Origin of the sequence: Ochrobactrum sp. Marseille-Q0166 (genome assembly GCF_014397025.1) — a bacterium.
Classification (GTDB): Bacteria; Pseudomonadota; Alphaproteobacteria; order Rhizobiales; family Rhizobiaceae; genus Brucella.
This window is the reverse complement of the sequence record NZ_JACJUO010000001.1, coordinates 2240349-2263960: the sequence shown is the minus strand read 5'-3', so window position 1 is coordinate 2263960 and position 23612 is coordinate 2240349. Positions and strand designations below refer to the sequence as shown.

Here is a 23612-nt window from a genome sequence, read left to right as displayed (position 1 = left end):
CCCTCCGGTTAGGAGGGCCTTTTCTGTTTTAGTCACGTAACTCGCGGCGAAGAATCTTGCCGACATTGGTTTTCGGCAAAGCATGGCGGAACTCCACTTCACGTGGGCGCTTATAATTGGTCAGGCGCTGTGCACAGAAGGATTTGACGTCTTCTTCCGTCAGGTTCGGATCGCGGCGCACGACGTAAAGCTTCACCACTTCGCCAGAATGTTCATTGGGAACGCCGACCGCCGCCGATTCCACAATGCCCGGATGCTCTGCTGCCACTTCCTCAATTTCATTCGGGTAGACGTTGAAACCGGAAACGAGGATCATGTCCTTCTTGCGGTCAACAATCTTGGTGAAGCCGCTTTCATCCATAAAGCCCATGTCGCCGGTGCGAAAGAAGCCATCGGCCATAATGGCGCGTTCGGTTTCATCGGGGCGGTTCCAGTAGCCCATCATGACCTGCGGACCTCGCACACAGATTTCACCGACTTCGCCCAATGGCAGGTCTTTGCCGTCGTCATCACGGATGGTAAAATCCGTTGAGGGCATGGGGAGCCCAATCGTACCGCTGAACTCCGTCGCATCGAGAGGATTGGCGGAGGCGACGGGTGACGTTTCGGAGAGACCATAGCCTTCGGTGATGTGGCAGCCCGTCATTTCCTGCCAGCGTTCGGCAATCGGACGCTGCACTGCCATGCCGCCTCCAAGCGTCAGCACCAGCGGCTTGAAGTTCAGTGCCTTGAAATCTTCGTTGTTCATCAGGGCGTTGAACAATGTGTTGAGACCCGGAAAAATATGGAACGGATATTTTTGCAGCTCTTTTGTAAAGGCCGGAATGTCACGCGGATTCGGTATGAGTATATTGCGTGCGCCAAGCTTTATGCCGATCATTGCATTTACGGTCAGCGCAAAAATATGATAGAGCGGCAAAGCGCAGACGAAGTTGAGTTCCTTCGGCTTGCCTTTGTTCTGGAAGGCGACATCCATCCAAAGCTGCATTTGCTCGACATTGGCCAGAATATTTCTATGGCTCAGCATGGCGCCTTTGGAAACACCTGTCGTGCCGCCGGTATATTGCAGAAAAGCGAGATCGGAACTGTCAACTGGTACGGGATTAAATGACTTTCCGCGGCCTTGCGCCAACGCATCTTTAAAACGCACATGCCCGGGAATATTCCATTCCGGTACAAGTTTTTTCACCTTGCGCACCACCAGATTGATGATGTGACCTTTAAGGCCATGCATATCGCCCATCGTTGCAACGATGATGTTGGGCACATGAATGGATGCCAGAGACTTTTGCACAGTCGATGCAAAGTTTTCCAGCACGATAAGCGCCTGCGCGCCTGAATCATTCAATTGATGCTGAAGTTCGCGCGGTGTGTAGAGCGGGTTTACGTTGACGACCACGAAGCCTGCGCGCAGGATTGCGGCAATTGCCACAGGGTATTGCAGAATATTCGGCATCATGATCGCAATGCGATCACCTTTGACCAGTCCCCGCGATTGCAGCCATGCAGCGAGTGCGCGTGAGTTTTCATCGAGTTCTTTGTAGGACAGATCCTTACCCATACAGGTGAAGGCCGGTTTGTCGGCAAAGTGGCGGCACGCATTCGAAATCATGTCGCCAATAGAAGTCGTTTTACTCAGATCGATTTCGTGTGGAACGCTTTTCGGATAGGATTTCAGCCAGACCTTGCCTGATGCAGGCATTGTTTTCGTTGCCTTGCTCGACGTGGGTTTCGCTTCGGTTGCTTTTTTTGCCATGCCTTCTCCCCGGATTGCTCCGTCTCATCTTTGAGCAGCAAGCCGCCACCCTTCTCCCAACGTGCCCCGCCCCAAATCCAGGTCAGGCACTCCTCAATCATGAATGTGGTCGACTTTCGTCGTAATCGCAAGAGTTACATTAACGTAAGCGTAAATTAAAAATTCGGCAGATAATACGTGCTGGTAAGGTGTTCTGTTGTCTCAACGGCTTACGGGATGGGTATGGGAAGCTTGGGTCAGTCAACTGTCAACTGTCGCGCCGCATGGACCGGATCAAGGTTCCGATTGCTTTACCACCATCACCGACAAGATCGAAGTCCCGCTCGCTTCGGAGCCATTCATTGAGCAGGCCACCCAGCACGGCGAGCAAAATTTGTGCAGCAGAAATGGATGTCCATTCATTTGACAGCTCGTTGCGCCGCTCTGCAACCTCAAGCAAGCCTGTGAAGAGCGATAATACATTTCCACGCGCCTCCCGGATATGGTCGACGACCGGGGCAATCTCACCAACATATTCACAACGCTGGTGAATAATCGTGAAGACGTTCTGCTGCCGTTCATTGGCTATGAAATGCTCAAGCGCAGTTATGATTGATTGCTCAAGTACATAAAGCGGGTTAGGGTGGTCACATTCGGCTGCATGGCGCATGATTTCTTCATGCGGAAAACATGTACGGTTGATAATTGCTTGAAATATGTCGCGTTTATCTTGAAAATGGAAATAAATGGCGCCGCGGGTTACGCCTGCCTGAGATGCGATTTGTGTCAAAGTTGATTGGGTCAGTCCGCGGTCAAGAAATACCCGTTCAGCAGCAGTTAAAATAGCATCTCTCGTTTCTGCGGCCTCGGCCTTCGTCCTTCGCATTCTTGTTCTCTAGCATTCAAATTGTGAGCCAAACGTCAGCAAAAAAAGGATTTTTCGTTCACTATTTGGGTAACTCATTCGTGATACGTAACATTAGGTAATTGACTATAACACGGTAATTCGTATTTACAAACATTCGTGTATGTTTATTCGGCCGCACCGTGCGACATCAAGGGCAGCTCCCACTATGACCATGACCAGTTCCATCCGGATTTTTGCGGCGAGTGCCGCATTTTTCATTCTTGCAGGGCAATCTGCCCTCGCGCAGGCCCCCGGAGGTGCTACGCCGCCACCGCCGCCAGTGACCGTTACGGAGATTAAAGTTGAGAATGTGGAAGTACCGTATGAATATGCGGCACGAGTCAGCGCCTACCGCGATGTTCAGGTACGTGCGCGTGTTGGGGGCATTCTCCTGCATCGCAATTTCGTAGAAGGCACGGAAGTCAAAGCCGGCGACTTGCTGTTCGAAATTGATCCTGCACCTTATGAGGCGGAAGTCGCCCGCGCCCAGGCGCAGGTTGCGCAGGCTGAAGCGACCTATCAACAATCGATCCGCGATGCAGAACGTGCTGAACAGCTTGTCCAACAAAAGGTGCAAAGCACAGCGGTTCGTGACACGGCTCTGGCGACACGTGATTTGAACAAGGCGGCGGTTGCGGCTGCCAAAGCACAATTACGCACCGCAGAGCTTAACCTCAGCTATACCAAAGTAACGGCGCCGATCAGTGGTATCACCAGCCTCGAACAGGTTTCCGAAGGCAGCCTTATCGGAACGGATGCTTCATCGAGCTTGCTGACGTCAATCACCCAGATCAATCCGGTTTACGTGAATTTTTCCTTCACCGACTCCGAAGCTGCGGAAATCCGCAAGCTGCGTGAGGCGCGCGGTGCCACCGGGCAGGATGCTGATCGTCTGCGTATCAAGATCCTGTTCGGCGATGGTCAGGCTTACGACAAGGAAGGTGTCATCGACTTCACGTCTTCCTCGCTTGATACCGAAACCGGAACACTCGGCGCACGTGCGGTCGTTGACAACCCGGATCAGCGCCTGATCCCGGGCCAGTTCGTACGCGCAGCTATTCTGGGTGTTACGATTGACAACGCAATTCTCGTCCCAAAAGCGGCCCTTATGCAGAGCCCGCAGGGTCAGTTCGTTTATGTGGTCAACAAGGACAATGTTGCGGAAGTTCGTCCGATCAAGATCGCGCGTGAGCTTGCGGATGATTGGCTGGTCAGTGAAGGCTTGCAGGCAGGCGATCGCATCATCACCGAAGGCGTGATCAAGGCTGCACCGGGCAAGACGGTCCAGCCCGTTGAAGCGAAAGCTGCAACCGAAGCTGGCGCAAAGACCGATAAAGAACAGGCGGCAGACAAGCAATGAACAAGTTCTTCGTCGACCGGCCGGTTTTCGCGGCGGTCATTTCCATCATCATCGTGCTGGCAGGCTTGATTGCCATGCGGATTCTGCCTGTCGCGCAGTATCCCGAGCTGACGCCGCCGCAGGTTGTCGTCAGCGCCACCTATCCGGGTGCCAGTGCTGAAACTGTGACGCAAACCGTTGCGGCGCCTCTTGAGCAGCAGATCAACGGCGTCGAGAACATGCTTTATATGCAGTCTTCGAGCCTTGGCAGCGGTACCATGCAGCTGACCGTGACTTTTGCTCTTGGCACCGACCCGGATCAGGCCACGATCAACGTCAACAACCGCGTTCAGCGTGCAACCTCGTCGCTTCCACAGGAAGTGCAGCGTCTCGGCGTCACCGTCGACAAACGCTCCAGCACCATTCTCGGCATGGTGGCGATGTTTTCGACCTCCGACCGTTATGATCGCACCTATGTTGGTAACTATGCGCTTTTGAACGTCATCGACGATCTCAAGCGTCTGCCTGGCGTTGGTGATGTTCAGCTTCTTGGCAATATCGAATATTCGATGCGCATCTGGCTGCGCCCGGACAAGCTGGCGCAATATAATCTGACGCCATCAGATGTTCAGACGGCTATTCAGGAACAGAATGCGCAGTTTGCCGCGGGCCGTTTTGGCGATCAGCCTGATCCTCAGGCCGGGCCGTTTACCTATACGGCGACCACGCAGGGCCGTCTGCCGGATGCAAGCGCCTTTGAAAATATTATCCTTCGTTCGGACAAGAACGCAGCAACGCTTCTTCTGAAAGACGTTGCCCGTGTAGAGCTCGGTACGGAAAGCTATCTGGTGGATAGCGCCCTGAATGGCACACCGGCTGTTCCGATTGCGATCTATCTTCAGCCGGGCGCCAACGCGCTCAACACGATGGAACTTATCCAGAGCCGTATGGCGGAGCTGAAGACCAGCTTCCCGGAAGGCATCAATTATTCGATTCCATTCGACACCACCAAGTTCATCAAGGTCTCGGTGGAAGAAGTGATCCATACCTTCATCGAGGCGATCATCCTCGTTGTTCTGGTGGTCTTCATCTTCCTTCAGAACTGGCGTGCAACACTTATCCCGGTTATCGCGGTTCCGATCTCGATCATTGGCACGTTTGCAGGCATGTATGTGCTTGGCTTCTCCATTAACCTGCTGACTTTGTTCGGTCTGGTACTGGCGATCGGTATCGTGGTGGATGACGCCATCGTGGTGCTGGAAAACGTCGAACGTATCATGACGACCGAGAAGCTGCCGCCACGCGAAGCTGCCATCAAGGCAATGAGCGAAGTGACAGGCCCGGTTATCGCGATTGTTCTCGTGCTCTGCGCCGTGTTCATTCCAGTCGCCTTCATGGGCGGTCTGGTTGGCGAAATGTACAAGCAGTTTGCTGTTACGATTGCGATTTCGGTGACAATCTCCGGTGTCGTGGCTTTGACATTGACGCCGGCGCTCTGTGCGCTGATCCTCAAGCCCGGCCATCATGAACCGATGTTGCCGTTCCGTATTTTCAACCGCTTCTTTGATCGGTTGACGAAGGGATATACCGCAGGTGTCCGCTTCTTCCTGAAACGCGCGTCTATCGGCCTGTTGATTTTCGCGGGTATTCTGGGGGGCACATATTATCTCTTTGAGAAAGTTCCGGGTTCGCTTCTGCCGGATGAAGACCAGGGCTTCCTGTTCAGTGTGGCTATCCTGCCGCCGGCTGCATCGCTTGAGCGCACAAGTGCGGTTCTGCATGAGGCCAGTGAAAATATCCGCAAGCATCCCGCAATCGAAAGCGTGTTTGAAGTCGCTGGCTTCGACCTGCTCTCGGGTGGTCTGAAAACCAGCGCGGGCACGATGTTTATCATGCTCAAAGACTGGAAAGAACGCACAACGCCTGATGTCGATGCGCGCAATCTGCCCGGTGCGATCATGGGCATGAATGCCGGCATTCAGGACGGTCTGGTTCTGGCCTTTAATCCTCCACCGATTCTTGGTCTCAGCACGACCGGCGGTTTTGAGCTTTATGTGCAGGACCGTACCGGCGGTGGCGTACAATCTTTGACGAATGCGACCAATCTGCTGGTTGAGGCCGCGAACAAGCGTCCCGAACTGGCCGGTGTTCGTACGACATTCGATCCGAACGTGCCGCAATATGACATTCAGCTTGACCGTCAAAAAGCCAAGGCGATGGGCGTTCCGATCAATTCGGTCTTCACCGCCATGCAGGCAACCTTCGGCAGTGTCTATGTCAATGACTTCACGCTGTATGGCCGTAACTATCAGGTCAATCTGCAGTCGGAAGCTGAGTTCCGCCGTGATCCAAGTGATCTCAAGCATGTGTTCGTGCGCGCCGACTCTGGCAGCATGATACCGCTGAGCGCACTGGTGACGGTGAAGCGTATTGTCGGACCTGATCAGCTTGAGCGCTTCAACGCATTCAATGCTGCCAAGGTCACAGGTAATCCCGCACCGGGCTATACGTCGGGTGATGCGATCAAGGCTATGCAGGAAGTTGCTGCTGAAACCTTGCCGCAGGGTTTCCAGATCGCCTGGACAGGTTCGGCCTATCAGGAAGTGTCGACAAGTGGCAGTGGCAGTCAGGCTATGATCTTTGGTCTGATCATGGTGTTCCTGATCCTTGCTGCACAATATGAGCGCTGGAGCTTGCCGCTTGCGGTTATCACAGCGGTGCCGTTCGCTATCTTCGGTGCGCTTCTTGCAACCGATCTGCGTGGACTGACCAATGACGTGTATTTCCAGATTGGTCTGGTGACACTGATAGGTCTTGCGGCGAAGAACGCGATTTTGATCGTGGAATTTGCCGTGCTACAGCGAGAAGAGGGTAAATCAGCAATCGAAGCTGCTGCTGAAGCTGCCCGCCTGCGCTTCCGCCCGATTGTGATGACGTCGCTTGCGTTCATTCTCGGCGTGGTTCCACTGGCAATCAGCTCCGGCGCAGGTTCTGCGAGCCGTCACTCGATTGGTACGGGCGTTATCGGTGGTATGTTGGCTGCGACCTTTATCGCAACCTTCTTCATCCCGATGTTCTACAGTCTTATCGCCCGCAAGCCGCCTAAAAAGCGTCCTGATGATACCGTTGTGGCGCCTGCACAAGTTTCATCGAATGATGGAAGTGGTCCAGCCCATTAAACATATTTTCCCGCTGCGTTGCTGACGTTTGCGGGAAAATTGCTTAAATAGCAAAAAGCCCCGCTGCATAAGCGGGGCTTTTTTCATCAATATCAACGTTTATTCAAACACTTAAAGCACGTGCGCGTCCCGAAAATCACGCCATGGTTCTCGGAGGGCGTTTTTAGAAGTGAGTCATAATGCTTTGGGCAATTGCCCAAAGAATGATTGCCGCAGGTACTGTAAGGCACGCCAGAAAAATTCCGAAGAACACATAGGTTGCTTCATGCGGCGAGCGCTGTGTCTGTGCAGGAGTCTTGTGCCAATGAGTACTGATGCCTTGGTACATAATAAATTCCTCCTTCTCCTCGAGTTTTATTATCGATCAAAAGGAAAAATGTACAAGTGAAAATAAATATATGGATTTACTTGCAAAATATGATAAAAGCAGCCCGAATAATAGAGTTGGTATTCGAATTTTAGAGTGATTTCCGCTCAAATAATTTACCCAATATTTTGTTTCTAAATAATTTTACTTGTGTACTGTAAGTATCGAATAATCGGTATTTTCAATAATCACTGAAAATTCAGATTGCTTTACGCATATTGGTGCGACAAAATGGCACAAAATCACCCTCTGCCAAATGTAATGATTTCTGTTTGGTTGCCGTCAATTCAGCTTGTTGCCGACTGTCTTTGATGCGGAACGATTGCCGTGCTTTTAATAAAAGCTGTTTGGAAAATAACGAAGATAGAGCTCTGTAAGTTTGCCCTGTCGTTGCAGGGACTGAAGCGCATTATTAAGGGCGCCCGCCAACGCAGCATTTTTCTGCGCGACCGCGATGCTCATTCCTGATCCAAGATATTGCGGTGCGAGGTAAGCGCCATCTGAAAAAGTACAGCAATCATTGCTTTCAGCACTTTCAAGCCAGAATGACAAAGTCATGCCGTCATCAAACACTGCTGCAACTTCCTGGTTTTGTAGTCCCGCTAGCATACTGGCTCTGTCGGGATAGGCTTTGGCGATTGCGTCTGGAAAATAGGCTTTAAGCAATTGCTCATGCGCGGTGCTGGCAATCACACCAACATTTTTTCCTTTGGTCGCAACAGCTGCCTGTTCGGAGAAAGCGCTTGTCTTCGCAGTCACAAAGCGTGCGGGCAGGCGCATATAGGGGCGTGTGAACAGGAATTTCTCCCGACTTGCCTGATTGATGCTTAAGCCGGCGATAACGGCTTCGGCCTCACCGTTTTCCAACTTGGCATCAAGCTCGTTCCACGGCACGGCTTCAATCTGGCAAATGTCGGTTAACCCAAGTTGCGCACAAAGTGCCTTGGCAAGGTCGATATTGTAGCCAGATAGCTGCCCGGCATCATTCAAAGCATTGAAAGGAGGAAAGTCGAGAGTTGTGACAAAACGCAGTCGATTGAGGCCCTTCAGAGATGGCAAAGCCAATCTCTCCTTCTCGTTAAAGAAGGAAGGTGCTTCGGGTGCGGACTGTGCGCCAGCCGATATGCTGCCGGCGAGCCAGCATATCGCGGCCCCTATGCTCAGAAGAGGTCGTTTCATTAAAGCCTTATGTACTCACTACTGATAATTTCGCGTTAACAGAGCCTGTGTGTAAAATAAGCAATGATTTTTAATGGCTTATACTTTTAAAGAAAAAAGTGAATTTTCAAATAATTCTGTTTCAATTTTCAAGAAAATGAAATAAAAATAAGGTTAAATAATTATATAAAATAAACTTAAATTAGATAAGAAAAATATATCCATATGGTATAAAAGAATTAGTAAAATAAAGTAGTCACTAGTAGTGCGGGGGTACTATGAGTTACGGATCGATCATTTTCGATCTGGAGATATGCACTGCCATATCTGCCAGATTGGAGCGGCGAGGTGTGCCGCGTGTTTTTCTACGGTTGGCTTACGGGGGGGCGCTTAAGAATGGAACTGGGTTCTTTGAGGAAATTACTCATCAATCCGGCGTTTCAGAAGAATTGTTGTTCGGTGCTGTTGCTGATTATCTGGAATTGCCGTTCACTGATGAAATTGCTGCCTCAAGAGTTTTTGTAACAGGAGAAGAAGCTCGTTCAGTCCTGATCGAAGCGGCTCAGTTAATGGCACTGGGCCATGATGGTACTTCCTATCTTTATCTTGCGCCGAAAGAGGCGCAGATTTCCAGATTACGAGAACATATTCGGCAATCACCTGAATTGAAGCAGCGTATCCGAATTTGTACACCGTCGCGTATTAAAGCAGTTTTGCGCCAGCGCCATCAGAAAGATCTTGTAGCGCGTGCACATGCTATGACGCCTCAAGTGTTTTCTGCCGCGCGCGTTCTGGAAACACCGCAGGCCTTTATCATAGCTCTCGGTGTCTATGCATTCATCGCAGGTATCGTAAACTGGCCTACGCAGACCATGCTGGTATTGCACGTTTGTCTGACACTATTTTTTCTCGGCTGTGTTCTTATTCGTTTGTTTGCAGCAGCCTCAGGTCGGCGATTGCGTTTTCCAGAAATTGTTCCGTTCGACCGAAAAGACTTGCCTGTCTATTCGGTTTTAGTGCCACTCTATCGCGAACAGGCGATCATCGGGCAACTGATTGCTTCTCTTGAGAAGCTGAATTGGCCGCGCAGCAAGCTGGATATCAAACTTGTTTGTGAGAAAGATGACTTCGATACCATTGATGCCATTCGGAACAGAGGGCTGCCATCAAATTATGAGCTTGTTCTGGTGCCTTCTGGCGGACCACGAACAAAGCCTAAGGCGCTCAATTATGCCTTGCAGTTCGCGCGTGGAAAAATTGTAGCGATTTTTGATGCGGAAGATCGTCCGCACCCGGATCAGTTGCTTGAAGCCTGGCAGGCTTTCCGGCGCGGTGGTGAACAACTCGCTTGTGTTCAGGCACCGCTGATCATCGGTAATTTCCGGCAAAATCTGCTCACACGTATGTTCGCCTTTGAATATGCTACCTTGTTTCGGGGGCTTTTGCCGTGGCTTGCATCGCAAGGTCTGGTCATTCCGCTTGGGGGTACGTCCAATCATTTCCGCCGGTCTTGCCTCGATCAGGTCGGTGGGTGGGATGCCTATAATGTGACGGAAGATGCAGATCTTGGTATGCGGCTTGCGCGTTTTGGCTATAGTATTGATGTCATTACGCGGGGCACGGTCGAAGACGCTCCAGTAGATTACTCAGTCTGGCACAAGCAGCGGACGCGCTGGATCAAGGGCTGGATGCAGACATGGCTCGTGCATGGCCGCAATCCTTATACAACATGGCGAGAGCTTGGTTGGTGGCGTTTTGCGATCAGCCAGATCTATACGCTTGGCATTATCGGCTCGGCACTTCTGCATCCGTTCATGCTTATGACAGTCGGGGTGCTTCTGGTGGCAATGGTTTTCGCGCCATTGAGCGTGGATAACATATGGCTTCTGCGTATCGACCTGATCAATATTTTGCTGGCCTATTTTAGCTTCTATGTGCTTGGTTCGAAGACGATGGAACCGACTGAGCTGGGTGGTTATGCTTATATTGTCGCAATACCTGTCTATTGGATACTGATTTCAATTTCGGCATGGCGTGCATTGTGGCAGCTGGTGCACAAGCCTCATCTCTGGGAAAAGACACCGCACCAGCCGAGTACGTTTTATTTGCCTGAGGCGAGTGTTGCGGGTGTTTTGGATGCCAAAAACTCCGCGCCACGACCAATAATGGACTGATCTTCCGGGCCAATGGCTTCAAGATCGCGCCCGTCATAGGGCAATGTCAAAAGCACGCGCCGGATTGCAGCCAGTCTGGCGCGCCTTTTATCATTGGAGCGGATAATCGTCCAAGGCGCATAGCCGGTGTCGGTGCGCTCAAGCATCGTATGCAGCGCTGCCGAATAATCATTCCAGCGTGAAATCCCGGCAACGTCCATCGGAGAAAACTTCCAGCTTTTAAGCGGGCTGTGACGACGCTCATGGAAGCGTTTGAGCTGCATTTCCTGACCAATATCCAGCCAGAATTTGAACAGATTAATGCCCTCTGTCACCACCATGCGCTCAAAATCGGGCGTTTCTGTCAGAAATGTTTCAAGTTGTTCCGGCGTGCAGAATTGCATGACGCGCTCGACACCTGCGCGATTATACCAGGAGCGGTCAAAGGTGACGAACTCGCCCGAGGTGGGGAAGTGTTGTGCATAGCGCTGGAAATACCACTGGCCGCGCTCGGTTTCTGTTGGTTTGGGCAAGGCGACGTTGCGCGCTGTTCGTGGGTTCATGAACTCGCGCAGTGTAAAGATCGTTCCGCCTTTGCCCGCAGCGTCACGCCCTTCGAAAACGCAGATCACACGCCCGCCGGTATCTTGAAGCCAATATTGCAGCTTCACCAGTTCAATCTGCAGGCGTTCCAGCGTTTCTTCATAATCCTTCACCTTCATCTTGTCGGGATAAGGATATCCACCCGATTGCAATGCATTGTTTTCGATCCAATCTGGCAGCTTCGGATCATTAATATCGAATTTCTGCGTCTTGCCGTTAATTTCCAGCTTGATGGGTTTCGTGCTGCTTTTGTCGGCATTCTTTTTGTTAGCTGTCTTTGAACTGTCACCCACTGCAAGCTCCTTTGGTCTATAGACGCAGACATGTTCCAAAACATGCCTATAGATGGTGCTTACATGATATGGGCTGTTTGTGATGGACGTAAAGGACGCGGCATCGGATTTTGGTGCATCTGCGTTGGATGGAAAATCGCTTGCGTGTTAAAACGCGTGCTGGATAGCTGAGAGACGTCAGAATGAGCGAAAGTAATAATCAAGATGCCCCCATTTCTGCCGTAGAAGAATCTTTTTTCGCACCACTTCTCAGAGTCAAAGGTGTGCTGATTGTAAGCCTCATCGTGATCATCTGTGTCATGGTGCTTGATCTACCAATATGGTTCCGCATTGCGCTGCTGGCGCTGATTGTTATTGGTGCCATTTGGGTGGCAAGTGCCACGACGGATGATGTCATCGTTCAAAAGCCGCAGAGCGTTCGCGCGATAAGTGACATGGACAATGTTACCGGCGAGCGTCTCGCAGACCTGCTGACTGATCCGATGATTGTCTTTGACCATCGCGCAACGGTTCTCTTTGCCAATGTTGCTGCGCGCGATGCGTTTCAGTCGCTTGAAACGGACACCGGGCTTTATCTCAGATTTCGCGCACCGGAGATGCATGCGCTCATTCAGGGTGTGATCACCGATGGCGAGCCACGCAGCATCGACTATTTCGAACGCGTTCCGATTGATCGCTGGTATAAAGCCATGGTTAAGGCGCTTCGTGGTATTGATGGTAAGCCGGAACTGTTCGTTCTTTTATTTCGCGATCAGAGTGAAACGCGTCGTATTGATCGCATGCGTTCGGACTTCATCGCCAATGCCAGCCATGAGCTGCGCACGCCCTTGGCTTCGCTGCTTGGATTTATTGAAACGTTGCAAGGTCCAGCGCGCAATGATGCGGGCGCGCGTGAGCGTTTCCTGGGTATTATGCAAAAGCAGGCCGAGCGCATGTCGCGCCTGATTGATGATCTTCTGTCATTATCGCGGCTTGAAATGCGGGCGCATCTGGCTGTGACCGAATGCGTTGATATGACAGCGGTGCTCAATCATGTGGCTGATACTCTGAGCCCGCTGGCGGAAGGTCTGGATGTGGTTATCGAACGGCATCTGCCCGAAAAGCCGGTTAATGTGACCGGCACTCGCGACGAACTTATTCAGGTGTTCCAGAATCTGGTCGAAAATGCCTGTAAATATGGGCAAGGCGGCAAGCGTATCATTGTAAGCCTGAATGAGGAAGTTTCTCAGAACACATCAGAAGTCGTGGTCTCGGTTCAGGATTTTGGTCCCGGTATTGCGGCTGAACATTTGCCACGACTGACGGAGCGCTTCTATAGGATAGATGTTGAGACAAGCCGCGCCCAAAAAGGCACAGGACTAGGGCTTGCCATTGTCAAACACATTCTCGCCCGCCATCGTGGACGCCTCGTTGTGCGCTCGCAACTTGGTGAAGGATCAACATTTGTTGTCCGTCTGCCAAAGCGCGCATAATAAAACGGTTTTCATCAGGATTACTGATAAAGAAAAACCCCGGAGCAAGGTGCTGCCGGGGTTTGATATTCAGCAATGCTTTCGCATTCAATCAGCGTGCGCGGCGACGTTCCGCCGTTGGCTGAAAAGCCAGCTTGGAATGATAGCTGCAATAAGGGCTGGATTCGCCCGATTCACTGCCGCAGAAGTGGAAATCCTCATTGAGCGGATCGCCGATAGGCCATTTGCAAGTGCGTTCGCTCAGCTGCAGAAGTGTCAGTTTGCGGGAAATTGGCACAACGACATCTGATGCTGGGCGCACCACACGCTCGGTTACGGCATCCGCAACATATTCCATCTGAAGAGCTGTTGCGCCAACGGTCTGCGTAACAGTCGCTGTACGAATTGTTGTGGTCGCCTGCGGACGGCTTGCTCCCGCGTTGCTGCTGCTTGTTGCGGCTGGACGTGGTGTTGCTGCAACGGTATTCACTTTTTTGCTGCGAGGTGCAGCAGTCGTGGTTTTGCCACGACCTGACAATTTCAGACGGTGCACTTTACCGATCACTGCGTTGCGGCTGACGCCACCAAGCTGCGCAGCGATCTGGCTTGCACTCAAGCCATCATTCCATAGCTTCTTAAGCAGTTCGACGCGCTCATCTGTCCAGTTCATCGCCCTGGGCTCCAATCAATCTTCGTTATCCGGAATCCACCAGCGCCCCCGAATTGCTCCAGGTGCAAACACTATATCTATCCGGGTGACTAGGTCCGCCGTACAAAATGTAGTTTTTTACTTTAAAAAATAAACTACATTATTGAACGACGCCATGACAAGGGATAGCCTTGTCAGGCAGATTCCATTTTTACGGTTTTCCCCAACTTGGGTGTTAAAGACGGTTTTTCTGAGTCATCTGCGCGTATTTTGCAGCAGTTTTTCAGATAGGGTCCCCGTCGGGGAGAACAACTGGGGCCTATATATCGACCCGATCTGAAAAATGCCACCCCTGCAACTGCATAGGTGCCATCTTATATGCAGCAAAATATATGAGCGCTGTTTCCGGCATGGGTTCATGCATAAAGATGCATGATTATCCCGTTGCGCTTTGATTGACATTTTTTTTGTGAGCGCCAATATACGTGCGGGATTAAATATTGCCGCCCTGAGGGCGGTTTTTTATTTCCGCCGGGAGGATGGTGCAAAGACACGAGATCCCCGAACCCGCCAGCGAACGATTGCGTTCATGTGTGGGACATCAACACAATGGGAAACGCTGCCCGACCGGCCTTTGCCGGAGGCGCTGCATTTAAAAGGCTAATGGAGGCCTGACTGCAATGACCGACGTTACGACTGTGCAACCGCTCTACGACACATACAATCGTGCGGCTCTGCGCTTCGAGCGAGGTGAGGGCATTTGGCTTATTACCGAAAACGGCGAGCGTTATCTCGATTTTGCGGCAGGCATTGCCGTGAACTCGCTGGGGCATTCCCATCCGCATCTGGTCAATACACTTAAAGATCAGGCTGACAAGCTCTGGCACCTGTCAAACCTCTATGAAGTTCCGGGGCAGGAAAAGCTGGGCCAGCGTCTGGTCGACGCAACCTTTGCGGACAAAGTGTTCTTTACCAATTCCGGTGCCGAAGCGATTGAATGCGCGATCAAGACTGCGCGTCGCTATCACTATGTAAACGGCAATCCTGAACGCTTCCGCATCATCACTTTTGAAGGTGCGTTCCACGGTCGCACGCTGGCAACGATCGCCGCAGGCGGTCAGGCCAAGTATCTCGAAGGCTTTGGCCCGAAGGTTGATGGTTTTGATCAGGTTCCCTTCGGTGATGAAGCGGCTCTGCGCGCAGCAATCACCGAAGAAACCGCAGCAATCCTGCTCGAACCTGTGCAGGGCGAGGGCGGTCTGCGCGGCTTCCCTGAAGAATTCATGCGTCTTCTGCGCAAGATCTGCGACGAAAAGGGCCTTCTTCTGATCCTCGACGAAGTGCAGACCGGCGTTGGCCGTACCGGCAAACTTTTCGCCCATGAATGGTCGGGCATCACGCCAGACATCATGGCAGTTGCGAAGGGGATCGGCGGCGGCTTCCCGATGGGCGCCTGCCTTGCAACAGCAGAAGCTGCCAAGGGTATGACTGCGGGTGTGCATGGCACGACCTATGGCGGAAATCCACTTGCTATGGCTGTTGGGAATGCCGTGCTCGATGTCGTGCTGGCGGAAGGCTTCCTTGAAAATGTGCAGGAAACAGCACTTACGATGAAGCAGGGGCTTGCGTCGATTATCGACCGCTATCCAAATATCATTTCGGAAGTGCGCGGTCGCGGCCTGCTGATGGGCATCAAATGCGTGGTTCCGAACGTCACGCTGATACAGGCTCTGCGTGATGAGCATCTGCTCAGTGTTGGTGCAGGTGACAATGTCGTGCGCATCCTGCCTCCACTGGTGACAACACCGGAAGAAGCGCGTGAAGCACTGGCACGCATTGAAGCAGCCGTTGAACGGCTTTCCGTTGCAAATCCGATCAGCAAGACGGCGTAAAACTATGGCGAATAACGGTATCAAGCACTTCATTGACCTCTCGACGGTTCCGTCATCTGAACTGCGTGCAATCATGGAAGATGCCAAAGCGCGCAAGGCGCGCTTAAAGGCCGGCGAGATCGAAAAGCCGTTCGCTGGCAAGGTTCTGGCGATGATTTTCGAAAAGCCGTCTACGCGTACCCGTGTTTCATTCGACGTTGGCATGCGTCAGCTCGGCGGCGAGACGATCATGCTTACGGGTTCGGAAATGCAGCTCGGTCGCAGCGAGACGATCGCAGACACCGCCAAGGTGCTGTCGCGCTATGTTGATGCGATCATGATCCGCACGACATCGCATGATCGGATGCTGGAGCTTGCCGAACATGCGACCGTTCCGGTGATTAATGCACTGACCGATGACACACACCCTTGTCAGATCATGGCTGACGTTCTTACATATGAGGAACATCGCGGCTCGATCAAAGGCAAGACCTTTGCCTGGATGGGGGACGGCAACAACGTTCTTCATTCGCTTGTGGAAGCTGCGGCGCGTTTTGATTTCAACGTCAATATCGCAACGCCGGAAGGCAGCGAGCCAAAGCAGCAATATATCGATTGGGCAAAGGCAAATGGCGCGAACATCCTGTCCACAGTGGACCCGGACAAGGCGGTGAATGGTGCAGATTGCGTCGTCACAGACACCTGGGTTTCCATGGGGCAGGAAGATCACGCTCGCGGCCATAATGTTTTCATGCCCTATCAGGTAAATGCTCATCTGATGGCTAAAGCTGACCCGAAGGCGCTTTTCATGCACTGCCTGCCCGCGCATCGCGGCGAGGAAGTGACCGACGAAGTGATCGACGGCCCACAATCGGTCGTCTTCGATGAAGCTGAAAACAGGCTTCACGCGCAGAAAGCTATTCTGGCGTGGTGCCTGCAAGGCAGCTGATTGGGAGCATAATTTGTCTGACAAGATCAGCGCAGAGCAAAATGAAGCTGAAGTCGTTCATATTGATCTGAACAACTTCGAGTTTGCAGGTGATGATGCCGTTGTGCCCTTCCAGGTGGAAGGGCTCGACGTGCGTGGTCGCGCCGTGCAACTGGGCGCAAGCATTGACGCAATCCTCAAGCGTCATGACTATCCCGAACATGTTGCCCGCCTTCTGGCGGAAGCAACGGTTCTGACGACCCTTCTTGGTACGTCGTTGAAGTTTGAAGGGAAGTTCATCTTTCAGACCCAGTCCGACGGACCTGTCGATATGCTGGTCGTGGATTTCCGCACGCCGAAGTCCGTGCGTGCCTATGCGCGCTTTGATGCCGAGCGTGTCGCGGAGGCGGTGAGCGCTGGAAAGACGCGCCCGGAAGAACTGCTTGGCCGTGGGACACTCGCCTTTACGGTCGATCAGGGTGCCCATACACAGCGCTATCAGGGCATTGTTGCGCTTGATGGATCGACACTGGAAGAGATCGCACGCACCTATTTCCGTCAGTCCGAGCAGATCGCAACCGACATGAAGCTGAGTGTTGCAAAGCTTGTCGAGCGTGGCAGTGACGGTAAACTCGTGGAACGTTGGCGTGCTGGTGGTCTCATGATCCAGTTCCTGCCGGAATCTGAAATGCGTGCGCGCATGCCGGATCTCCCTGGCGGCGATGGCGATGAGAATACGGCTATTCTCGGTCCTGAAGACGACGGCTGGGATGAAGCGCGTTCATTGGTTGGAACAATCGAAAGCTCGGAACTGACTGACCCGCAGGTCGGCTCGGAACGTCTGCTTTATCGTTTGTTCCACGAGCGTGGTGTTCGCATCTATGAGGGAATCCGTGTCGAGGATAATTGCTCATGCTCTCGTGAAAAGATCGAAGGCGTGTTCAATAATTTCTCAGCGGAAGAAATTCAGGACAGCGTCACGGACGGCAAGATTTCGGTCACGTGCGAATTCTGCTCAACGACTTATGAGTTCGATCCTGCACAGTTTGCGAAGTAACATTTTGAGAAAGGCGCTTTGAAAAAAGCGCCTTTTTTAATTCAGTGTTCGCCTTGTTTCAGGAATATCCAGCGAAAAGGCTGGAATATCGACTTCAAAGGCACTCCCGTCCGGTAATTGCATTTGATAGCGCCCGACCATAACGCCGGATGTCGTGCTGAGTGGGCAGCCCGATGAATATTGGTAAGAATCCCCCGGGTTCAGCGTCGGCTGTTCGCCGATGACGCCTGCACCCTTCACCTCTTCAATACGGCCATTGCCGTCGGTGATTTGCCAGTAGCGTGAGCGCAGTTGAACGGTTTGCGATGAATTATTGGCAATGGTGATCCGGTAGCCCCAGACATAGCGATTTTCGTCCGGCTCGGACTGGTCTTCGAGATAAAACGGCTCAGCCGTTACCTCAATGTCCCTTGTTATCGCTCTGTACATACACATCTGCCTTCAAATCATATTATCTGCTCACGTATCGCCAAAGTTACACGGGAGGTCAACGATTTGATGGTGACAAATGCATCGCATTTGCCGAAATGTTCCGGCAAATGCGTCGTTTATGCATCATTTAGCGGCCTGGCGCATTGGCGCAAAAATCGATTTCGATTTTTGTAAGCCACGATGCGTAGAAATAAAGAATGAGAACGCCGTGCGTCCGAAAGGACGCACGGCGTTCTAAAGAAGCAAAATGCGATGATCTTTGTTAGCGAGCGGCAGCAAGCGCTTCCAGAACGTCCTCGACCAGATCGTCCTGATCTTCAAGGCCGACAGAGATGCGCAACATGCCGTCAGAAATGCCGAGTTCTGCGCGTGCTTCGTCCGAGAGGCTCTGATGCGTCGTTGTTGCTGGATGGGTGATGATGCTCTTTGCGTCACCCAGATTGTTGGAAATACTGAACACCTGAAGGGCATTTTCGAACTTGAACGCAGCTTCCTTGCCGCCTTCGAGTTCCAGTGCGATGAGTGTCGAGCCGCCGCTCATCTGGCGAGCGATGATGTCAGCCTGCGGGTGGTCGGCGCGGCCCGGATAGATGACCTGCTTCACACCTGCCTGCCCGGCCAGCGCATCGGCAACAGCTGCAGCCGATTGTGTCTGCTGGCGCACGCGAACGCCAAGCGTCTCAAGGCCCTTCAGCATGATCCATGCATTGAACGGGCTCATGCCGGGGCCGGTATGACGGAAGTATGGCTGCAGAACTTCTTCGGTCCATTCCTGATCGGAAAGAATGATCCCGCCGAGACACCGGCCCTGACCGTCAATATGCTTGGTGGTCGAATAGACAACGATATGCGCGCCGAGTTCCAGAGGCTTCTGGTAAAGCGGTGTTGCAAACACGTTATCAACGATCAGCTTTGCACCGATTTCATTGGCAATGTTGGCCACAGCTGCAATGTCGATAACCTCAAGCGTCGGATTGGACGGGCTTTCGAGCAGCATGACTTTGGTGTTTGGACGAACGGCAGCTTTCCAGTTTGCAATCTTCGAGCCGTCGATGATCGAATACTCGACGCCATAGCGTGGCAGCAGCGTCTCAATGATGTAACGCGATGAGCCGAAAACGGCACGTGCGCAGATGACGTGGTCGCCAGCCTGTACCTGACAGAGAATGGATGCGGCGACTGCCGACATGCCGGAGGTGAAGGCGCGCGCATCCTCTGCACCTTCCAGTGCGCACATCCGCTTTTCAAACATGTCGGTGGTTGGGTTGGCATAACGCGAATAGATGAACCCTGGGTCTTCACCTTTGAAGCGCGCTTCTGCGGCTTCTGCCGTCGGGTAGAGAAAGCCCTGCGTCAGATAGAGGGCTTCGGACAACTCTGCAAAGCCTGAACGCAGCGATCCTGCATGAACGAGCTGCGTTGCCGGGCGTAACTTACGCGTAGTCTTATTCGTCATTTTTTCCAACCTGTCGAAAGCTGGTCGGCCGGGGCCTGGAAATGCCTCGGCGGCCAATAAAAAACCGGCCTCGCGAACACGCAAAAGGCCGGTAACGAACCGCGGCCTTATTTTAGCGAATTCTTTAACGTGGCTGCAAGCCGGCCGGCCAAATCACCACGGAACACTTTTTCCTTATGCCTCTTGAGCGGGGCCGTCAATGCTTGGAAGGACAGTTTTGACGAAAACTCTGGGCTGCTAAGGGGGTGGGCTCTCTCTTTCCTGCGGAAAACCCGCAAACTATGGGGTTTGAGGGGTTGGCAGCAGGGCTTTGAACGGTCAATGGTCATAGACCGATTTTAAGTAATTCACGGAGTTGAGTGGCATGACGCAGAGGGAAGCAGGAATTCTGGCAGATGCGGATATTGCAGCACTCTTTGAAAGCGGTTTGCTCCAATCTCCGCGTCCATTGGATGCCGATCAGATTCAGCCCGCAAGCCTTGATTTGCGGCTGGGTGCGAAAGCCTATCGTGTGCGCGCATCCTTCATGCCGGGCCCGGGTACGCCGGTTATCGACAAGCTTGAACGTCTCAAACTTCATGAGATTGATCTGACCGCCGGGGCAGTGCTCGAAACCGGCTGCGTCTATATCGTGCCTTTGCTTGAAAGCCTGGCACTTTCACCGGAATTGTCGGCTTCCGCCAATCCGAAAAGTTCGACCGGACGCCTTGATATCTTCACACGCGTCATCGCCGATGGTGCGCAGGAATTCGACAAGGTGCCAGCTGGCTATAAAGGCCCCCTTTATCTCGAAGTCAGCCCGCGCACTTTCCCGATTGTCGCTCGTACCGGTTCGCGGCTGTCGCAAATCCGTTTCCGTCAGGGCCGCGCACAATTGACCGAAGCGGAACTTTCCACACTGCATCAGAGTGAGACGCTTGTGGCGGCAGAACAGCCCAATATCTCCGGCGGCGGTATCGCGCTTTCGGTCGATCTTTCGGGCGATAAGGACAAGCTGATCGGTTATCGCGGCAAGCACCATACGGCGGTTGTGGACGTCGATCAGCGTGCGGCGCACGATGTTCTCGACTTTTGGGAACCAATCTATGATCGCGGTTCGCGCGAACTGGTGCTGGACCCGGATGAGTTCTATATTCTCGTTTCGCGCGAGGCGGTGCATGTGCCGCCGCTTTTTGCAGCGGAAATGACGCCTTTCGACCCGCTGGTCGGTGAATTCCGTGTGCATTATGCAGGCTTCTTTGATCCGGGCTTCGGTCACACCGCTGCTGGTGGAACAGGAAGTCGTGCGGTTCTGGAAGTGCGCAGTCATGAAGTCCCGTTCATTCTCGAACATGGCCAGATTGTCGGCCGTCTTGTTTATGAGCATATGTTGAATCGCCCGAAGGCGCTCTATGGCATCGATCTGGGATCGAACTATCAGGCGCAGCAACTTAAGCTCTCCAAGCATTTCAGGTGATTGCGTTCTTCCTGATCCCGTTCGTATAAAGTGGGATGTGGTGGAGGACTGCGTAAGTGAGAAATGGGAAGGATGAGGCTCGGGAAATCACGACCGATGTGCCACCGCGCCGTCTGTCTGTCGGCATCGTTGCGTTGCCCGGTTTTACGCTCACTGCGCTGAGCCTCTTCCTCGATCCCTTTCGTCTGGCGGCAGATGACCGTGATAAAAGCCGCCAGATCAGATGTGCCTGGAAAATCTGCACATTGTCGGGCGATCCGGTCACATCCAGCTCCGGCATGGTGATCGAACCTACAGCAGCCATCGGTGAGCTGGATGAGTGCGATTATGTAGCAGTTGTGGGCGGTTTGCTTGCGCAATATCGTCCGCGCCAGCAGGCTTTGATTGATCTCATCAAGCGTGCCGACAAGCGCGGCAAGACGGTTGTAGGGCTTTGCACGGCGGCTTTCCTGCTGGCCGAGGGCGGCTTGCTTGATGATCGAAACTGTTGTGTCAGCTGGTTCCACCGCGATGATTTTCTAGATCTTTTCGATGGCTATACCGCCGATACAACGAGCCTTTTTCATCGCAGCGGCCGGCATTATACCTGTGCGGGTGGCCTGGGCGCGGCATCGCTTTCACTTTCGATCATCCAGAATGAAATCTCCGAGGAGCTGGCGCGCAAAAGCGCGTCGATCCTTATGATCCCGTATGAACTGGTGCGTTCTGAGCAGCCGGCATTGAGCTTCAATGGCGTACGTTCGCCGATGATCCGCAAGGCCATCCGTATTTTCGAAGAAACGCTGGAAGAACCGGTTCCAATGATCGATGTGGCGCGAAAGCTTGGCATTTCGGTGCGTCAGATGGAGCGTGGTTTCCGCATGGCGGTGGGGCGCACGGCGTTTGAGGTGCGTGAAGAATTGCGGGTCAAGAAGGCGCGGGAGCTTTTGTCCGAAACCGGGCTATCGTTACTGGAAGTGGCCGTCGCCAGCGGATTTACCGACACGCGCAGCATGAACCGTTCGTTTGTTCGCCAGAAGCAGAAGCCGCCACGCGATTATCGCAAACAGCGATGATTTTCCAAGCTTACTTGCGAATCCTGCTGGGAGCACCTATTTTCCGCGGCGAAACTGCCACTTTGGCAGGTGACAGAATACTGGAGATTTGCATGTCTGATGGTGTGAACCGATTTCTTGGCGATACGCCTGCGCGCGTGTTGATCAAGCTTGTGCTGATCTCGCTGGTTGTTGGCGTGGTGATGAGCGCGTTCCACTGGACGCCTTACGATATTCTCTATGGTATCCGCGATTTTGTTCTGCGTCTTTGGAATATGGGCTTCTCTGCCATTGCAGGTTTTGCCGATTATCTTATTCTTGGCGCGGCTGTGGTTATTCCTGTCTTTATTTTGCTCCGAATCCTGAGCTATCGCAAATAAGCGATAGTTCGGGAAAATGAAAATGCAGCAGAACAATAGTTTCACTCTTTCGCGCCGTGGATTTCTGATTCTTGCCGGTGGTGCGCTGGCCTACGCAGCCCTACCGAAGGGCTTTGCTGAAGCTGCCGCGGGCGACGTTGATCCGACGGCATTGTTCAATCAGATACGCAAGGCCAATGGCCTGTCATCCATGGCCACTGACAGCAAGCTTGAAAAGGCGGCACTTTATCAGGCGCGCCGTATGGCAAGCTTTGGCAAGATCGGACACTCGGTTGGCTGGGGCAATGGATTTGTCTCACGGCTCAAGCAGGCTGGCATTCGTGGGCCTGCGGCTGAAAATGTGGCGGCTGGTCAACCCAACACGCAGGCGGTTTTTGACGCGTGGATGAAATCGCCGGGGCATCGCAAAAACATGCTCGATCCGACCTTCGGGCATTATGGGCTGGCATGGGCGACGCCTGAGAATAATCCGCGTCGCCTCTATTGGGCGATGATGCTGGGGCTTTAATTTCTCTGTTCAGCCAATAGCCCGGACGCCAGATGTTGAAAAACATCGATAGCTTTTTTCAAATCAGAGGCCGGGCTTTCGCTGGCGGCAACCCAAAGTGCCGCATTCATGGCTGCGCCACTTAACAGGCGCGCCGCAGCATCCACATCGACGGGTTTGAGAACGCCATCTGCAACCAGAACGGCAACCGTTTTGCGCGTCACGTCGAGGCAGGCATTCTGACTGGGCCATTGCGAGGGATCGCCGAGAAAAGCCGGACCGTCGAGAAGGACGATCCGCTGCACTTCCGGCTGTAGCGCCATCTCTATATAGGTAACAGCTTCGGTCATCAGCGCTTCCCAAGGGTCAGCATTCACCGAAGCCGCCCGTTTGGCGTGTGCCGCCATTTCCCCGTCGATCTGTGCAACGACAGCGGCCAGCAGCCCCTTTTTGTCGCCAAAATTATGATACAGCGCACCGCGTGTAAGTCCCGCTTCGGCGGTGAGATCATCCATGGATGCGCCTGCAAACCCTTTATCGGCAAAGGCTTTCCGCGCTGCATTGAGCAGCAATTGGCGGTTTTCCATCATGGTTTGGACACGTGACTTCGGGGGCATGCAAGTCTCCGGCATTGACATACGGTGCGTATGTGAAATACACATACGTGACGTATATCA

Annotated in this window: 20 protein-coding genes and 1 riboswitch; of the genes, 11 read left to right on the top strand and 9 right to left on the bottom strand. The window is 52.9% G+C overall.

Annotation, left to right across the window (positions count from 1 at the left end):
* Positions 1 to 28: 28 nt before the first annotated feature.
* On the bottom strand, positions 29 to 1756 hold the full coding sequence (locus H5024_RS10870) for a long-chain fatty acid--CoA ligase (RefSeq protein ID WP_282186037.1): 1728 nt from the start codon (positions 1754 to 1756) through the stop codon (positions 29 to 31).
* A gap of 247 nt (positions 1757 to 2003) precedes the next feature.
* Positions 2004 to 2621, bottom strand: a complete 618-nt coding sequence (locus H5024_RS10865; protein WP_187546343.1) for a TetR family transcriptional regulator — start codon at positions 2619 to 2621, stop codon at positions 2004 to 2006.
* A gap of 187 nt (positions 2622 to 2808) precedes the next feature.
* Here H5024_RS10865 and H5024_RS10860 point away from each other — a divergent pair, with 187 nt between their 5' ends.
* Positions 2809 to 4002 carry an efflux RND transporter periplasmic adaptor subunit gene (locus H5024_RS10860; protein WP_187546341.1) on the top strand — a complete coding sequence of 398 codons (1194 nt, stop codon included), beginning with the start codon at positions 2809 to 2811 and terminating at the stop codon, positions 4000 to 4002.
* Positions 3999 to 7160: an efflux RND transporter permease subunit gene (locus tag H5024_RS10855; protein ID WP_187546339.1), complete on the top strand. Its 3162-nt coding sequence runs from the start codon at positions 3999 to 4001 to the stop codon at positions 7158 to 7160. The genes H5024_RS10860 and H5024_RS10855 overlap by 4 nt, the downstream gene beginning before the upstream one ends.
* A 163-nt stretch (positions 7161 to 7323) precedes the next feature.
* Here H5024_RS10855 and H5024_RS10850 read toward each other — a convergent pair whose 3' ends face one another.
* Both H5024_RS10850 and H5024_RS10845 read right to left on the bottom strand, forming a co-directional pair.
* Positions 7324 to 7488, bottom strand: a complete 165-nt coding sequence (locus tag H5024_RS10850) for a hypothetical protein (RefSeq protein ID WP_187546337.1) — start codon at positions 7486 to 7488, stop codon at positions 7324 to 7326.
* A gap of 372 nt (positions 7489 to 7860) precedes the next feature.
* Entirely contained in the window at positions 7861 to 8706 is an 846-nt protein-coding gene (locus H5024_RS10845; protein WP_187546335.1) for a transporter substrate-binding domain-containing protein, read from the bottom strand.
* A 257-nt stretch (positions 8707 to 8963) separates the two neighbouring features.
* On the opposite strand from H5024_RS10845, the gene H5024_RS10840 reads away from it, so the two are divergent.
* Positions 8964 to 10859, top strand: a complete 1896-nt coding sequence (locus H5024_RS10840; RefSeq protein ID WP_187546333.1) for a glycosyltransferase — start codon at positions 8964 to 8966, stop codon at positions 10857 to 10859.
* Here the strand turns inward: H5024_RS10840 and ppk2 are convergent.
* Positions 10787 to 11734 carry a polyphosphate kinase 2 gene (gene ppk2 / locus H5024_RS10835; protein ID WP_187546331.1) on the bottom strand — a complete coding sequence of 316 codons (948 nt, stop codon included), beginning with the start codon at positions 11732 to 11734 and terminating at the stop codon, positions 10787 to 10789. The two genes, H5024_RS10840 and ppk2, sit on opposite strands and share 73 nt — an antisense overlap.
* Before the next feature lie 182 nt (positions 11735 to 11916).
* Between ppk2 and H5024_RS10830 the strand changes: the two genes are divergently transcribed.
* On the top strand, positions 11917 to 13206 hold the full coding sequence (locus H5024_RS10830; protein WP_187546328.1) for an ATP-binding protein: 1290 nt from the start codon (positions 11917 to 11919) through the stop codon (positions 13204 to 13206).
* 91 nt (positions 13207 to 13297) lie between these two features.
* Here H5024_RS10830 and H5024_RS10825 read toward each other — a convergent pair whose 3' ends face one another.
* Complete coding sequence (locus tag H5024_RS10825) at positions 13298 to 13855, bottom strand: GcrA family cell cycle regulator (protein ID WP_187546326.1); 558 nt, start codon at positions 13853 to 13855, stop codon at positions 13298 to 13300.
* Between the two features lie 659 nt (positions 13856 to 14514).
* Here H5024_RS10825 and H5024_RS10820 point away from each other — a divergent pair.
* The 3 genes from H5024_RS10820 to H5024_RS10810 are packed head-to-tail and all read left to right on the top strand — an operon-like array spanning position 14515 to position 17690.
* Positions 14515 to 15726, top strand: coding sequence for an aspartate aminotransferase family protein (locus H5024_RS10820; RefSeq protein ID WP_187546323.1), 1212 nt, complete (start codon positions 14515 to 14517; stop codon positions 15724 to 15726).
* A gap of 4 nt (positions 15727 to 15730) precedes the next feature.
* Positions 15731 to 16654: an ornithine carbamoyltransferase gene (argF, locus tag H5024_RS10815; RefSeq protein ID WP_187546321.1), complete on the top strand. Its 924-nt coding sequence runs from the start codon at positions 15731 to 15733 to the stop codon at positions 16652 to 16654.
* Positions 16655 to 16667: 13 nt separating this feature from the next.
* Entirely contained in the window at positions 16668 to 17690 is a 1023-nt protein-coding gene (locus tag H5024_RS10810; protein ID WP_187546780.1) for an Hsp33 family molecular chaperone, read from the top strand.
* A 36-nt stretch (positions 17691 to 17726) separates the two neighbouring features.
* Here the strand turns inward: H5024_RS10810 and apaG are convergent, their stop codons facing one another.
* Both apaG and H5024_RS10800 read right to left on the bottom strand, forming a co-directional pair.
* Positions 17727 to 18119 carry a Co2+/Mg2+ efflux protein ApaG gene (apaG, locus tag H5024_RS10805; protein ID WP_187546319.1) on the bottom strand — a complete coding sequence of 131 codons (393 nt, stop codon included), beginning with the start codon at positions 18117 to 18119 and terminating at the stop codon, positions 17727 to 17729.
* A 265-nt stretch (positions 18120 to 18384) separates the two neighbouring features.
* Positions 18385 to 19578, bottom strand: a complete 1194-nt coding sequence (locus H5024_RS10800; protein ID WP_187546318.1) for an O-succinylhomoserine sulfhydrylase — start codon at positions 19576 to 19578, stop codon at positions 18385 to 18387.
* 89 nt (positions 19579 to 19667) lie between these two features.
* Positions 19668 to 19748: riboswitch (SAM riboswitch) on the bottom strand.
* 194 nt (positions 19749 to 19942) lie between these two features.
* Between H5024_RS10800 and H5024_RS10795 the strand changes: the two genes are divergently transcribed.
* From H5024_RS10795 to H5024_RS10780, 4 genes are all read left to right on the top strand, one after another.
* A complete protein-coding gene (locus H5024_RS10795) occupies positions 19943 to 21034 on the top strand; it encodes a 2'-deoxycytidine 5'-triphosphate deaminase (protein WP_187546317.1) in 1092 nt (363 codons plus the stop codon).
* A 56-nt stretch (positions 21035 to 21090) separates the two neighbouring features.
* Positions 21091 to 22089 (top strand): GlxA family transcriptional regulator, encoded by a 999-nt coding sequence (locus H5024_RS10790; RefSeq protein ID WP_187546316.1) that lies wholly within the window; start codon positions 21091 to 21093, stop codon positions 22087 to 22089.
* Between the two features lie 92 nt (positions 22090 to 22181).
* Positions 22182 to 22448 (top strand): DUF6460 domain-containing protein, encoded by a 267-nt coding sequence (locus H5024_RS10785; RefSeq protein WP_187546315.1) that lies wholly within the window; start codon positions 22182 to 22184, stop codon positions 22446 to 22448.
* Between the two features lie 22 nt (positions 22449 to 22470).
* Complete coding sequence (locus H5024_RS10780) at positions 22471 to 22956, top strand: CAP domain-containing protein (RefSeq protein ID WP_187546314.1); 486 nt, start codon at positions 22471 to 22473, stop codon at positions 22954 to 22956.
* Here H5024_RS10780 and H5024_RS10775 read toward each other — a convergent pair.
* Positions 22953 to 23552, bottom strand: a complete 600-nt coding sequence (locus tag H5024_RS10775; RefSeq protein WP_187546312.1) for a TetR/AcrR family transcriptional regulator — start codon at positions 23550 to 23552, stop codon at positions 22953 to 22955. The genes H5024_RS10780 and H5024_RS10775 overlap by 4 nt on opposite strands.
* Positions 23553 to 23612: the final 60 nt, after the last annotated feature.